Raw genomic sequence first — 12,725 nt, forward strand, 5'->3', positions numbered from 1 at the left:
GTTCCTTCCGGCGGGTCACAGCAGGTGCGCGGCGAGCTCCCGCAGCGCGCGGCACAGCTGGGCAGGCGTGGCGGGGCCGAGGTGGATCACGGCGTCGGCGCCGGTGCCGGCGGTGTGGCTGAGGTAGCGGCCCCAGTCGGTGTCGGCGTAGTGCAGGGGTTCGGCCACGCACTGGCGGCGACCGACTTCGTCGCGGCGCGCGACGTACAGCTCACCGCTGCCGTGCACCGGGCGCTGCACGAGGCTGACGACGTCGGCCAGTTCGGGTTCGAGCGGGTACGCGTCCTCGCCGCGGCGCGCGGCGTCCGCGAGGTCCGAGACGCGGACCGAACGCGGGACGCCGCCACCGGCACCGACGGCCGGGAGCTGCTCTACGAGGGTCTCGACCAGCCTCTGCCCGTCGATCTCCTGCACGCCGACGTGTTCGCCGTCGGACACGGCGAGCACCGCCTGCAGACCGCTCGCGGCAACGAGCACGCCGTAGGTGTGCCCGCCCGTGGCGACCCAGCCGTAGTACTCCTCCGCCGGCCGCGACAGCAGCGGCAGCCAGTCGAGGAAGTCGACGGTCGCGCGCCCGCGCCGGTCGACGAGGCCCGCCACGGCGAGCGCGTCGTCGATCCGCTTGGCGGCCTCGTCGCGTTCGAGGTCCGACAGCCACACCGGTTCGGGGCGCAGCGTCACGTGCAACGAGCCGACCTGCTCGCGCTCGGCGAGCGCCGCGAGTGCCTCCAGCGGCACGTCGACCCGTCCGGCCACGGCCGTCACTCGCCGATGACCGGCGGGATCGTCCGCTGGTCGGTGCCGAAGAGGGCGTCGGGGTCGGGCTCGACGAGGAAGTCGGGACGGCGGTGCTCGGCGTCCTCCTCCTCTGCCCCGCGACGGCCGGCGGCGCCCGCTGGTCCCATCGCCGTCCCGCGGTTGCCCGCGGAGCCTCGCGCGGCGGCGGCTTCTTCGGCCGCGACGGCGTTCAGGCCACCGAAGCCGGACCGCGCACCGGCACCGCCCCGCAGCGCACGACCTTCAGCCGCACCGGCTTCGCCGCCGGTGCCGCCCGCGAACCGGCCGCCGGAGGCGCCCCTGCCCCGGGTGCCTCCGGAGTCGCCGCCGATGAGGCCCGTCGGGCCGGCCGCCGGGGTCTGGCCGGGGTAGCCCGGCACGGACCCCGGATTGCCCCGGCCCGGGTCCGGCAGGGTGGAGGTGGCCGGCGGGACCACCGTGTTCGTGCCACCGGTGCTGCTCTGCGTGGTCGTCGTGTCCGCCGGGTGGTGCGTCCCCCCGGTGCCAGCCGTCCCCCCGGTGCCAGCCGTCCCCCCGGTTCCCCCGGTGCCGCCCGTCCCGCCGGCGTGCCCTGTGCCGGTGTGGCCGCCCGTGGTCACCTGCTCGCCGGTGCCGTGGAAACCGGTGGCCGGGGTGTACCCGCCGGTCCCGGTTCTCGTCGTCCCGCCAGGCGTCGTGCTCCCGAGCGACCCCGGGATGCTCACGTGCCCCGGCGGCGCCGGCGTGAACAGCCGGATCGCCGCGCCGTCGGACTCCAGCGTGCCGTACTGCGTCGGCAGCACCGACTTCGTGCTCGTGGTGGCGCCGTTGTACTGGTCCATCACGCGCACGTTGGTGTCGTTGGCGGCGTTGTACTTGTTGAGCTTGTCCTGGTACGAGTTTTCGTCATGGGCCGCCATGAACGGCCCCGCGATCGGGATCGCCGCCTTCAGTCCCGTCGTCCACGGGCTCGGCTTGTCCGGCTTCGGCGGCACCTCGACCACGGCGTGGCTCGAGTCCTCGAAACTGCTCGCCTGCGTCTCCACCGACGCGTTGGTCATGTCGAGCGGGTCCGCCGTGTCCGCGAACGCCTTTTCCAGCGGCCCGGCACCCGCGTTGGCGGCGTCGGCGCCGTTGCCCGTCCACGACTTCGCCATGCGGTCCTGCAGGTCCTTGATGCTCTGAGCCCGCTCCAGGTAGGCCGACGACAGCTCCTGCACCTGCGCGGCCGCGGTCCGCAGCCCCGAGGTGTTGCCGTTTCTGAAGTTCTCGTAGATCTGCTTGCCGTCCACCTAAGCCCCCTTGAGTGTTCCGACGACTGCACCCGCCACGGTTTCCGCGACCTGGCACGAATCCTGCTCGCCCTGGTACCCCTGAGCCGCCACGGCGAACGCGAGGTCGTCGGCCAGACCGACCCACAGGTTGCAGTTGCCGCGCGCCCGCCGGTCCGTCAGGTCGCTGAACACCGCGGGGTACCCGTCGACCGACGGCGCCGGGTCCACGAAGCCCAGCTGCCCCGAGTCTTGCGCGCGGTAGATGCCCGCGAGGCCGCCGATGCCCTGATCGCGGTTGCCGGTGCCGATGACGATCTGCACGCTCAGGCCTTCCGCCCCGATCGTCCAGGCACAGCCCGGCCCCGCGCCGGCGAACTCGGAGCCCGCAAGGGTCGCCTCGCCGGGACCCGAGTAGTGCAGCGGCGTGAGCGCGCTCTGCGGCACGAGCGAGCACGGCTTGCCGAGGTAGGCGGCAGGGTCGAGCGGCTGCGCGACCTTCGGCGCGCGCGGGTCCCCGGCGGCGCTGCTCGACGCGGGACCCGGCGCGGGTTCGGCCGTCCCGCCGGCCGGCGCGGAGCACCCGGTCACCACAACGGCGGCCGCGGCCAGGACGGCCGCGCCACGGGGCTTGGCGGTCATCGCGTCTTGCCGAGCTCGGCGTTCGCCTGGTCGGTCGCGACCGTCTTGTCCCGGGCGGCCTTGAGCTTCGTGAGGTAGCCCTGCACGTACTTGCGCATCGAGTCGTTCTGGTCCTGCAGGGCCGAGAGCGAGTCGGCGCCGCTGGAGACGAACCCGGTGCTGGCCGCGTCGGTCCCCGGAGCCCTGAGCGCCGTGACGATGTTGCCGATCTTCACGCCGTCGGCCGTGATCTTCGTGAGCTGGTCCTCCCACAGGTTGATCACTGCGTCGAGCTCGGCGGGCTCCATCTCGAACGCCCCGCCGCCCCCGCCCCCGCCGCCGTACACCGGGCCACGGCTGGAGACGTCGCCGAAGACGGTCTGGGCCGCGCGGCCCGCTTCGCCGATGATCAAGGCCCGTTCCTCTCCCCAGTCTCACTCACCGTGATGGCGGACAGCGTAGTCACCGGCCACGTCCGTGTCAGCCGAACGCGGCTGAGGTGAGACGAAGAAAAGCGGCTGTCGGTTCCGGCGACTCCACGTCACAGTACGTACGTACGGATTGCGAGAACCCCGTCCCAGATGCCAGGATTCCAGGATGCCACGGGTCAGCCAGGATCACCTCGACGCACGCCGGCGCCAGATCCTCGACGGTTCGCGCGTGTGCTTCGCCCGGTACGGCTACGAGGGTGCCACAGTCCGCCGGCTCGAGGAGGCGACGGGCCTGTCCCGCGGAGCCATCTTCCACCACTTCCGCGACAAGGAGTCGCTGTTCCTCGCTCTGGCGGAGGACGACGCCGTGCGGATGGCCGACGTCGTCGCCGAACAAGGCCTCGTGCAGGTCATGCGCGAGCTGCTCGCCGGCGACAGCGAACACCCCGCCGATTGGCTTGGCACGCGGCTCGAGGTGTCGCGGCGGCTGCGCACCGACCCGGAGTTCCGCGGCCGCTGGGCCGAGCGCTCCGAGCAGCTGACCACCGCGACGCGCGAACGGCTCATGCGCCAGCGCGAGGCCGGCAACCTGCGTGACGACGTGGACGTGGACGTGCTCACCGCGTTTCTCGAGCTGGTGCTGGAAGGCCTGGTCTCCCACCTCGCGATGGGGTTGCCCGGTGACGACCTCGGCCCTGTGCTCGACCTGGTCGAGGAGACCGTCCGGCGCCACCGGCCCGGGGCCATCCGCTAACTGCTCACCGTGCGCCGCGGTCACTTTCGTGTTGAATGTTGCCGTGGAGATCCTCGACGCGCACGGACAGTCCCTCGCCCTCTTCGACCGGGCCGTGCACGACATCGGACCCGGTGACTGGGGTCGCCCCACCCCCTGCGCCGCCTGGTCCGTGCGCGACCTCGTGAACCACCTCGTCGTCGAACAGCTGTGGGTTCCGCCGCTGCTCGACGGCGCCACCCTCGACGACGTCGGCGACCGCTTCGACGGCGACCGGCTCGGCGACGACCCCGTCGCCGCCTGGGAGACGTCGGCCGCCACGGCGCGCGAGGCGTGGCTGGCCCCCGGCGTGCCGCAGCGCACCGTCCACGTCTCCTTCGGGCTGATCCCGGCCGAGGAGTACTGCTGGCAGATGTCGATCGACTTCGCCGTGCACGCCTGGGACCTCGCGATGGCGCTCGGCAAGCCGAACCCCATTCCAGCGGAATTGGCTGCCCACCTGCTGGAGGTCGTGCGCCCGTGGGTCGACGACTGGCAGGGCATCGGCCTGTTCGACCCACCGGTCGCGGTCGGGCGCTCCGCGGACGACGCGACGCGGCTCGTGGCGCTCCTGGGCCGGCAGCCCCGCTGAGCCGCGCCGCTTCACCCGGCTGTCACCTGTCCGGCGTGCGGAGCACGTTAAGATTGTCGGCATCGTCGCAGTACAAGCCGATTCCCTTGCTAGGAGTGACTCCATACGTGCGCGCCGCGCAATCGCCCGGTGACAGTACCGGGCCGGGTCGACGACCCGGCTGCCCGCTAGCGTCCACCGCCTCCCGCACCCCCTCCCCCGTCCCGGCCGGTGCGGCATGATCCACGTGCTGCTCTCCGTGGTCGGGGTGCTGGCCTTCATCCTCCTCACGATCGGCACCGGCCTCGCCGTCGCCGCCGAGTTCTCGCTGACCGCCCTCGAGCGCAGCACCGTCGACGCCGACGTGCGCCAGGTGGGCGACCGCCGCTCGCTCGCGGTGCAGAAGGCCCACCGCACGCTGAGCTTCCAGCTCTCGGGTGCCCAGGTCGCGATCACCCTCACCACGCTGATCACCGGTTACCTCGCCGAGCCGCTCATCGGCGAGCTCGTGCGGCCGCTCTTCGACGCGTTCGGCCTGTCCGAAGCCGTCGTGGCCGGTGCGTCGATCGCCGTCGCGCTGGTGCTGGCCACGTTCCTGTCGATGATCCTCGGCGAGATGGTGCCGAAGAACATCGCGATCGCGCGCCCGCTGCGCACCGCCCGTGCGGTGAGCGGCTACCACTCGCGGTTCTCCGCGCTGTTCCGCTGGCTCATCACGCTCATGAACAACAGCGCCAACTTCCTGGTGCGCAAGTTCGGCGTCGAGCCGCAGGAGGAGCTGCGGTCCGCCCGCTCGCCGCAGGAGCTCGGCTCGATCGTGCGCTCCAGCGCCGAGAGCGGGAAGCTCGACACGTCCACAGCGGAGCTGCTGGACCGCTCGCTGCGCTTCGGCGAACGCACCGCCGACGAGCTCATGACCCCGCGCGTGCAGGTCGAGTCGCTGACCGTGGACGACACGATCAACGACCTCATCGAGATCTCCCGCCGCACCGGCTTCTCGCGGTTTCCCGTCTACCGCGAGGACCTGGACGACGTGCAGGGCGCTGTGCACGTGAAGCAGGCCTTCGCCGTGCCCGGCGAGGAGCGCGCCACGGTGCGCATCGGCTCGGTCATGCGCCCGGTGCCGACCGTGCCCGAGTCACTCTCGGGCGACGACCTGCTCAACCGCCTGCGTGACTCCCGCTACCAGCTCGCCATCGTCGTCGACGAGTACGGCGGCACGGCGGGACTGGTGACGCTGGAGGACGTCGTCGAGGAGATCATCGGCGACGTCCGGGACGAGCACGACGACCGCGAAGCCCCGGCGTCGCAGCAGGTCGGCTCCGACAGCTGGCTCGTGTCCGGCCAGCTGCGCCCCGACGAGGTCAGCGAGGTCACCGGCTTCCGCATGCCCGACGGTGACTACGAGACGATCGCCGGCCTGATCCTCGAACGCCTCGGCCGCATCCCCGCCGAGGGTGACGCCGCCGTCGTCGACGGCTGGCGGCTCACCGTCACGAGCATGGACCGCCACCGCATCGCCGAGGTCGAGGTGCGGCCCGTGGAACCCGGCCCGGGCCAGAACACCGAACAGGACCCTGCCTCCGCGCCGCGGCCGGTCACCGAACGCGAGGTGGTCGCGTGAACGACTGGCTGAACATCGCCCTGGTCGTGGTGCTGCTGCTCGCCAACGCGTTTTTCGTCGGCGCCGAGTTCACCCTGATCTCCTCGCGGCGCGACCGCCTGGAAGCGTTGCTGGAGCAGGGAAAGACGCGCGCGCGAATCGTGATCAACGCCAGCCGGCACGTCTCGCGGATGCTCGCGGGCGCGCAGCTGGGGATCACCATCTGCTCGCTGCTGCTCGGCCGGCTGGGCGAACCCGCCGTGGCGCACCGGCTTTCCGGGTTCTTCGATCTGTTCGGCCTGCCCGAGCAGCTGCTGCACCCGATCTCGTTCGCGATCGCGCTGGCGTTCATCACGATGCTCCATGTGCTGATCGGCGAGATGGTGCCGAAGAACCTCGCCATCGCCGAGCCCGAACGGCTCGCGCTGTGGCTGGTGCCGGCGCACGTGGCGTGGGTGAAACTCGCGAGCCCCGTGATCTGGTTCCTCAACCTGGTCGCGAACTCGTTCCTGCACCTGGTGAAGGTGGAGCCGAAGGACGAGCTGGAGACGGCCTACACCTCCGACGAGCTGGCCGAGCTGCTCAGTGAGTCGCGGCGCGAGGGTCTGCTCGAACAGTCGGAGCACCAACGGCTCTCGCAGACGTTGTCGTCGGTCGCGAAGACGGTGTCCGACGTCCTCGTGCCCACGGCACAGCTGACCACCCTCCCTTGTGGACCGACACTCGGCGACGTGGAGCGCGCGGTGTCCTCGACGGGGTTCTCGCGGTTCCCGGTCTGCACCGACGACGGCACGCTCACCGGGTACGTCCACGTGAAGGACGTGCTCGACCTGGTCGGCCAGAGCCCGGACACGAGCGTGCCGGTCTCGAAGACCCGGCCGCTCACGGAGCTGCGCGCCGACGCGCGGCTCGACGTGGCGCTCTCAGCCATGCGCAAGGAAGGTAGCCACCTCGCGCGGGCGCTCGACGCCGCCGGCAAGGCGGTGGGTGTCGTGGCGCTGGAGGACCTCGTCGAGGAGTACGTGGGCACCGTGCGCGACGGCACGCACGTGACGGCCTGACCGGGCCGCGGGGCCAGGTCAGGCCGTGACCGCGAGCAGCCGCTCACACTGCTCGATCAACCGGCGCCGCAGCGGGGCACCGCGCTCGGCGAATGCGCGCTGGGCGGCCGCGTATTCCTGCTTGCCCTCGGCCGTCTCGATCCGCACGGCCTCGTAGCCGAGATCGGCGAGGTCGTAGGGCGAAGCCCGCATGTCGAGCACCCGGATGTCGCGGGCCAGCTCGAAGCAGTCGGCCACCAGTTCGGACGGGATGAGCGGCGCCAGCCGGAACGCGTGCTTGTAGAGGTCCATGCCCGCGTGCAGGCACGCGGGCTGCTCGAAGGCGGGCCGGTCGTGCGCGGCGGGGCTCAGCGTGTTGAGCGGGCGGGCCGCGGCGGTGAAGAAGCGGAACGCGTCGAAATGCGAGCACGCGATCCGGTGCCCCCGCACCACCCGGTCGGTGCCGGCGGTCCCGAGGCGCAGGGGGTACGTCGCGTGACGAACCCGGTCCTCGGTGAGCCCGTAGACCATCGCCCACTCGTGCAAACCGAAACAGCCGAAGTTCGCCGGGCGGCCCGCGGTGGCCGCCAGCAGCGCGTGGATGCCGTCGATGCGCTCGCGGCGGGCCACCACGTCCGCGGCCGCGACCGGCGCCGGCCCGGCGGTCAGTGCGACCCCGTAGCCCGGCGACCACCGGCGCAGCTGGGTCGGCCGGAACGAGTAGTACGTGAACAGGAAGTCGTGCACCGGGTGCTTCACGCCGTCGCGGCGGCGGGACAGGTGCTCGCCCGTGAGCTCGGTGACGCGCGCCTCGTGCGCCGCGGCGCGGGCACGCCACACCGCCTCGTCGAGCGTGACGAGGCCGGTCGGTGATTCGGCTGGCGGCACCCGGTCAGGATACGGCGAGCATTCGGAGGCGCCACGGGTGGGCGAACGGCGGAAATGCCGTACCCCGGAAGCGGAATGCACCGAATCGCCGACCCGCCGAGTTCGAAAACGCGGGCACCTCGCTTCCGCATTCGGTGGAAACGCTTGGTCCGACGCGGAGCAACGCCCCCTTGAAACACCGGCGAGATACGCCGCTATCGCCACCAAAGGGCGACGGTGAGCCGACGTTCAGGTGAACCGGATTCCCGGAAATGCTGGTCAGAGAAACAAGTCCGACGCCGACTGAGCTGTTCGCGTCGCTTTTCCGGGAGCACGAGTGAGGCCGGTCCATCAGCACACCGAACCGACCTAGGATTTCCTTCGGCCAGAAAAGACTTTTCCTGGAAATCCTTCCGGAACGGATCGAGGATCATTCATGCGAAGACGCGCGCGCGTGCGCCGCCTCGGGGTGTCGGTGCTGCCGCTGTTCCTGGTCGCCGCCGCGTTCCCCTCCTCGGCATCGGCCGATCCGGCGCCGCAAACCACCGGCTCGACCCTGACGAAATCCGTGCGCGGGGTGTCGTCCCCCGCCGGCCACGGCGAGACCCCGACCTGGGTCGTCGCGTACGAGGACCGGGCCACCACCGCCGGTCCCGCCACCATCACCGACCCCGTCGGCGCGGGACAGACCTACCAAGCGGGATCGCTGCACGTGCCACCCGGCTGGACACCGTCGTGGTCGACCGACGGCAGCACCTTCACCACCACCGAACCCGCCTCGGGCACCGTCGCGGTGCGGGCGGTCGACTCGCGCTCGGGTCCCGACGCCACCTCGGCGTCCGGGGTGCTCACCCCGCCCGTGCAGGCGCTCGCCACCGCCACCGGCGGGGACGGGTTCACCCCGATCCTGCAGCGCACGCCGGACGGCACTCTCCAGGCCTGGAACGTCTTCCACCACCTCGGGGCCCCCACGCCGAAGCTGGTGTGCAGCGATCTCGGCACCGGCCAGCGCTGTGCCGGCGGGCCCTGGCCCAGGCCGTTGAACACCGCCCCAGGCCCGCTCGGCACCGGCACCATCGGGGACATCGCCTCCACCCGCACCCCCAGTACGTGCCTGATCCCGCCAAGAGCTCCACGGTCTACTACCCCGCCGTGACCGCCGCGTCGATCGGCGTGGGCTGCCTCGATCTCGCCGCCGCGGCGAACTGCGGGTACGGCCGCTCCTGGCCACCGGCGGCTCCCCGTCGGCCGTGAACAGCCTCTCCGGGCTGGTCGAAACCGGCGGCAACCTCTACGGCGTGGCCACCACCGGCGCCGTCGTCTGCTGGTCGCTGTCCAGCACGCCGCGTGTGCCGGCCAGCCGTACGCACCGATCGTGCGCCCGAGCGGCGACCGACCCGGCTCCGGGGACCTGGTCTACGGAGCCTTGGACGTCGTGGCCGGCAAGGTCTTCGCATCCTCCTACCCCGGCCTCGGGCAGCCGGATCTGGGCTGCTTCGACCCGGCCACGAAGGCGGCCCGCGCGGGCTGGACGAGCCCCCGCCCGACCGGACCGGCCGGAAACTACACCTCCAACGCCTACACCGCGTTCGGCACCGACGGCACGCCGGCCGGCGTCTGCTCGACGACCAACGGGAACACCGACGTCACCACCTGCTTCGCCCTGGACGGCTCACCACTGGCCACCCCGGCCACGATGGCGAACCTCCCGGGCAACGTGCTCGCGTTCAACCCCGAGGTGGTCACCGACCGCGCCGGCCACCAGCGCAGTCACCTCCCGGTGTGGGGCGGCCCGTACGCGGGCGCGGCGATCTGCCACGACTGGACCACCGCGACGGCGTGTGCCGGGCTGCCGGTCCCGATCGCGCACCCGGGCGTGGCCGGCGGCGCGACCCGGGACTACGGCTACAGCTTCGACGCCCCCACCGGCTGCCTCATCGGCCCTGACGACGCCGGTGCGCTGTTCTCGACGGACCCGGCCACCGGCGCGTCACCGTGCCTGCGCTCCGGCTCCCAGGTGACGCTCGAACCGGGCGAGTTCTACTGCGACGGCGGCAGCGGCGCGTGCAGGGCTACGGCGTGGCGCGGCTGACCGGCATCACACCGGCGAACATCGACCTCACCGCCCCCGGGTCACCGTCGTCGACCAGGCCGGTGCGGTCGTGCCAACCCGGGCTTCGCCCCGGACGGCTCGGTCGACCTGAGCGGGGTGTCGGCCACCGCGCACACCTCGCTCACCGTGACCACCACGCTCGTGCTGAAGAGCTCGGCCGACTTCGCGAGCGGCAACCAGCCACGGCTCGCCGTCGACTTCGCCGGTGACGCGCCGCAGGTGTGCTTCCGCACGGCGATCTCAACCGACTGCAGCGTGAGCGGCGTGTCCGACACCGCGACCGGCACGTTCACCTCGGACACGGTGGCCCTCCCGGTCGCGCCGGACGCGGTGTGCACCCCCGTGGTGACCGTCGAGAAGGAGATCTGCACCTCGGCGAACGCGGCGAAGTGCGGGCCGGGCGGCTCGGGCCCCTGGGCGAAACAGGCGCCGGTCAGCGTTCTCGGCCTGCTCGACGCCACGGCGTACTGGCGGATCACCGTGACCGACCACGGCCCGGTGGGCATCAGCGGTACCCACGTGGTGGACAGCGTCGAGCCCTCGTGCCAGACGGCGGGCGCCTTCTCCCTGGAACCTGGCCACGCAAAGCAGGTGTACTGCTCCACCCACGCCTTGCTCAACCTGTTCCCGATCACGAACCAGGCCAAGGTGAGCTACACCGGCCAGCGCCCGGCCTGGACCCCGCCGGCGCATTCGGCATGGTCTTCCCTGCTGCGCCTCCGCTGAGGCGCGTTCGGTGAGCCGCTGATCAAGTCCGGCCGGCGGCGGGGTACTTTCGAGACCTCGTCGCGGGCCGCGACCCGTTCCCGCCACGGGCTCGCCGATTCGCGCTCTGCCGTCACCTGCTCGGCGGCACCTGGTGAATTGTGTACAGACCGTGCAACTCTGGGTCACAATATTCACCGAGGGTCGCTAACCTGTTAGAGTGATAACGGTTTGATTGCATAGCAGCGCGTGTGCGCACATCTCGAAAGGACAACGATGGGGCGACACACACTGGCCGAAGAGCCGGTGCCGCACCCTCTCGATCCGCCGAAACGCCAGCAAGGCCGCAGCGAGACGACGGGCTCACACCGCATCGTCGCCGCGAAGGCCCCGCGCCGCCGGATCGCCAAGTGGCCCATCGCCTCTGCCGGGCTCGTCGTGCTGGTCGCACTCGGCGTCTTCGGCTGGAACTGGGCCGACAGCGTGCTCAACAATCGCGCCGAGGCCCAGGCCGCCAGCTGCGGCGGGAACCGGACCACCATCAGGCTCGTCGTCACCCCGCAGATCGCGAAGCCGGTCGAGGCCGCCGCGAAGCGCTGGGACGCCGATCTCACCCCGGTGCACGGCGCCTGCTTCCAGGTCAACGTCACGACCAAGCCGTCGTCCGCGGTGCTCGACGCGCTGACGGGCAAAACCGACCTCTCGACCATCGGCGGCCTGCCCGACGGCTGGGTCCCCGACTCGTCGTACTGGGTCACGCAGCTGACCAACGCGAAGCCCGACCTCATCGGCTCGCCGGCGATGCCGATCGGGTCGGGCCCGCCCGCCGACTACCCGTTCGTGGGCCTCGCGGCGTCGTCCGTCGGCGGCGCGGCCACCGACGAGAACCAGCAGCGCGCCACGCAGAGCTTCCGCGCGTACCTCAAGGAACCCGCCCAGCTGGCCGACTTCGCGGCCGCCGGCATCCGGGCGTCCTGAGCCGCATCGCCTGAAACGCCGAAACGGCCGGTCCCGGAACTCCCGGGGCCGGCCGTTTCGCTGGGCGGCTTGACTCAGCCGAAAGTGTCGGGGTCGGCGCCTGTGCGGGTGCCGTTGTCGAGCTCGGCCAGCGCCGCGAGGTCGTCGTCGGCGAGCTCGAAGTCGAACACGGCGAAGTTCTCCCGGATCCGCGCCGGCGTCGCCGACTTCGGGATGGCGATCGTGCCCATCTGGAGGTGCCAGCGCAGGACGAGCTGGGCGGGCGTTTTGCCGTACTTCGCCGCGAGCGCCGTGATCACGCGGTCGCCCAGCAGCCGGCCCCGCGCGAGCGGGCTCCAGGCCTCCGTGGCGATGCCGTGCTCGGCGTGGAAGGTGCGCAGCGGCAGCTGCTGCAGCCACGGGTGCAGCTCGACCTGGTTCACGGCCGGGACCACGTCGGTCTCGTCGAGCAGCCGGCGCAGGTGCGTGACGCCGAAGTTCGACACGCCGATGGCGCGCACACGCCCGTCGCGGTAAAGCTGCTCCAGCGCCCGCCAGGTCTCCACGTAGCGGTCACGGCGCGGCTGCGGCCAGTGGATGAGGAACAGGTCGATCTGCTCCAGCCCGAGCGCGGCGGCGCTGTGGTCGAAGGCGCGCAACGCGTTGTCGTACCCGTGCTGGTCGTTCCACAGCTTCGTGGTCACGAAGAACTCGTCCCGGGGCAGGCCCGAAGCGCGGAGCGCCGCCCCGACCTCGGCCTCGTTGCCGTACATCGCGGCGGTGTCGATGCTGCGGTAGCCCGCTTCGATCGCGGCGTCGATCACCTTCGCGGCCTGCGCGGCGCGGACCTGGTAGACGCCGAAGCCGAGCTGCGGGACGGTGACGGAGTTGTTCAGGGTGAGCAGGGGCGGGTTGGCCATGAAGGCGGATCCTCACTGCGGTGTCCTGGGATGACCTTTCCGATCCTTCCACTCCCCGGGCCCACGGGCTCGTCACCCCGCCGCCCGCTCGAGCGGTC

Annotated in this window: 14 protein-coding genes; 8 read left to right on the forward strand and 6 right to left on the reverse strand. The window is 71.7% G+C overall.

Annotated features, from left to right (window positions below; genetic code table 11):
• Positions 1–15: 15 nt before the first annotated feature.
• Genes AB0F91_RS26785 through AB0F91_RS26800 form a run of 4 tightly spaced genes read right to left on the reverse strand, consistent with a single transcriptional unit; the run spans position 16 to position 3,061 of the window.
• Positions 16–765: an ESX secretion-associated protein EspG gene (locus tag AB0F91_RS26785; RefSeq protein ID WP_360601645.1), complete on the reverse strand. Its 750-nt coding sequence runs from the start codon at positions 763–765 to the stop codon at positions 16–18.
• Positions 762–2,048 carry a WXG100 family type VII secretion target gene (locus tag AB0F91_RS26790; RefSeq protein ID WP_360601647.1) on the reverse strand — a complete coding sequence of 429 codons (1,287 nt, stop codon included), beginning with the start codon at positions 2,046–2,048 and terminating at the stop codon, positions 762–764. Before AB0F91_RS26790 ends, AB0F91_RS26785 begins: the two co-directional genes overlap by 4 nt.
• Positions 2,049–2,669, reverse strand: coding sequence for a DUF3558 domain-containing protein (locus tag AB0F91_RS26795; RefSeq protein WP_360601649.1), 621 nt, complete (start codon positions 2,667–2,669; stop codon positions 2,049–2,051).
• Positions 2,666–3,061, reverse strand: a complete 396-nt coding sequence (locus AB0F91_RS26800; protein ID WP_360601651.1) for a hypothetical protein — start codon at positions 3,059–3,061, stop codon at positions 2,666–2,668. The genes AB0F91_RS26795 and AB0F91_RS26800 overlap by 4 nt, the downstream gene beginning before the upstream one ends.
• Positions 3,062–3,245: 184 nt before the next feature.
• On the opposite strand from AB0F91_RS26800, the gene AB0F91_RS26805 reads away from it, so the two are divergent.
• The 4 genes from AB0F91_RS26805 to AB0F91_RS26820 all read left to right on the forward strand — a co-directional run bounded on the left by AB0F91_RS26805 (position 3,246) and on the right by AB0F91_RS26820 (position 7,086).
• Positions 3,246–3,833 carry a helix-turn-helix domain-containing protein gene (locus AB0F91_RS26805; RefSeq protein ID WP_360601653.1) on the forward strand — a complete coding sequence of 196 codons (588 nt, stop codon included), beginning with the start codon at positions 3,246–3,248 and terminating at the stop codon, positions 3,831–3,833.
• A gap of 28 nt (positions 3,834–3,861) precedes the next feature.
• Entirely contained in the window at positions 3,862–4,443 is a 582-nt protein-coding gene (locus tag AB0F91_RS26810; protein ID WP_360601655.1) for a TIGR03086 family metal-binding protein, read from the forward strand.
• Positions 4,444–4,660: 217 nt separating this feature from the next.
• Positions 4,661–6,046, forward strand: a complete 1,386-nt coding sequence (locus AB0F91_RS26815) for a hemolysin family protein (protein ID WP_360601657.1) — start codon at positions 4,661–4,663, stop codon at positions 6,044–6,046.
• Positions 6,043–7,086, forward strand: coding sequence for a hemolysin family protein (locus AB0F91_RS26820; RefSeq protein ID WP_360601659.1), 1,044 nt, complete (start codon positions 6,043–6,045; stop codon positions 7,084–7,086). The genes AB0F91_RS26815 and AB0F91_RS26820 overlap by 4 nt, the downstream gene beginning before the upstream one ends.
• A gap of 18 nt (positions 7,087–7,104) precedes the next feature.
• Here the strand turns inward: AB0F91_RS26820 and AB0F91_RS26825 are convergent, their stop codons facing one another.
• Complete coding sequence (locus tag AB0F91_RS26825) at positions 7,105–7,953, reverse strand: 3-methyladenine DNA glycosylase (RefSeq protein WP_360601661.1); 849 nt, start codon at positions 7,951–7,953, stop codon at positions 7,105–7,107.
• A 415-nt stretch (positions 7,954–8,368) separates the two neighbouring features.
• On the opposite strand from AB0F91_RS26825, the gene AB0F91_RS26830 reads away from it, so the two are divergent.
• From AB0F91_RS26830 to AB0F91_RS26845, 4 genes are all read left to right on the forward strand, one after another.
• Entirely contained in the window at positions 8,369–9,088 is a 720-nt protein-coding gene (locus AB0F91_RS26830) for a hypothetical protein (RefSeq protein ID WP_360601663.1), read from the forward strand.
• Positions 9,089–9,307: 219 nt separating this feature from the next.
• Positions 9,308–10,024 (forward strand): hypothetical protein, encoded by a 717-nt coding sequence (locus AB0F91_RS26835; RefSeq protein WP_360601665.1) that lies wholly within the window; start codon positions 9,308–9,310, stop codon positions 10,022–10,024.
• Positions 10,025–10,141: 117 nt separating this feature from the next.
• Positions 10,142–10,771: a hypothetical protein gene (locus AB0F91_RS26840; RefSeq protein WP_360601667.1), complete on the forward strand. Its 630-nt coding sequence runs from the start codon at positions 10,142–10,144 to the stop codon at positions 10,769–10,771.
• A gap of 255 nt (positions 10,772–11,026) precedes the next feature.
• Positions 11,027–11,728, forward strand: coding sequence for a hypothetical protein (locus AB0F91_RS26845; protein ID WP_360601669.1), 702 nt, complete (start codon positions 11,027–11,029; stop codon positions 11,726–11,728).
• Between the two features lie 74 nt (positions 11,729–11,802).
• Here the strand turns inward: AB0F91_RS26845 and AB0F91_RS26850 are convergent, their stop codons facing one another.
• On the reverse strand, positions 11,803–12,627 hold the full coding sequence (locus tag AB0F91_RS26850; RefSeq protein ID WP_360601671.1) for an aldo/keto reductase: 825 nt from the start codon (positions 12,625–12,627) through the stop codon (positions 11,803–11,805).
• Positions 12,628–12,725: the final 98 nt, after the last annotated feature.

This window comes from Amycolatopsis sp. NPDC023774 (assembly GCF_040639695.1).
Taxonomy (GTDB): Bacteria; Actinomycetota; Actinomycetes; order Mycobacteriales; family Pseudonocardiaceae; genus Amycolatopsis.

Bases quoted from the DNA above. Each gene is read 5' to 3' on its own strand.
- AB0F91_RS26815 (WP_360601657.1), top strand. From the start codon at position 4,661: ATGATCCACGTGCTGCTCTCCGTGGTCGGGGTGCTGGCCTTCATCCTC.
- AB0F91_RS26805 (WP_360601653.1), top strand. From the start codon at position 3,246: ATGCCACGGGTCAGCCAGGATCACCTCGACGCACGCCGGCGCCAGATC.
- AB0F91_RS26795 (WP_360601649.1), bottom strand. From the start codon at position 2,669: ATGACCGCCAAGCCCCGTGGCGCGGCCGTCCTGGCCGCGGCCGCCGTT.
- AB0F91_RS26830 (WP_360601663.1), top strand. From the start codon at position 8,369: ATGCGAAGACGCGCGCGCGTGCGCCGCCTCGGGGTGTCGGTGCTGCCG.
- AB0F91_RS26845 (WP_360601669.1), top strand. From the start codon at position 11,027: ATGGGGCGACACACACTGGCCGAAGAGCCGGTGCCGCACCCTCTCGAT.
- AB0F91_RS26850 (WP_360601671.1), bottom strand. From the start codon at position 12,627: ATGGCCAACCCGCCCCTGCTCACCCTGAACAACTCCGTCACCGTCCCG.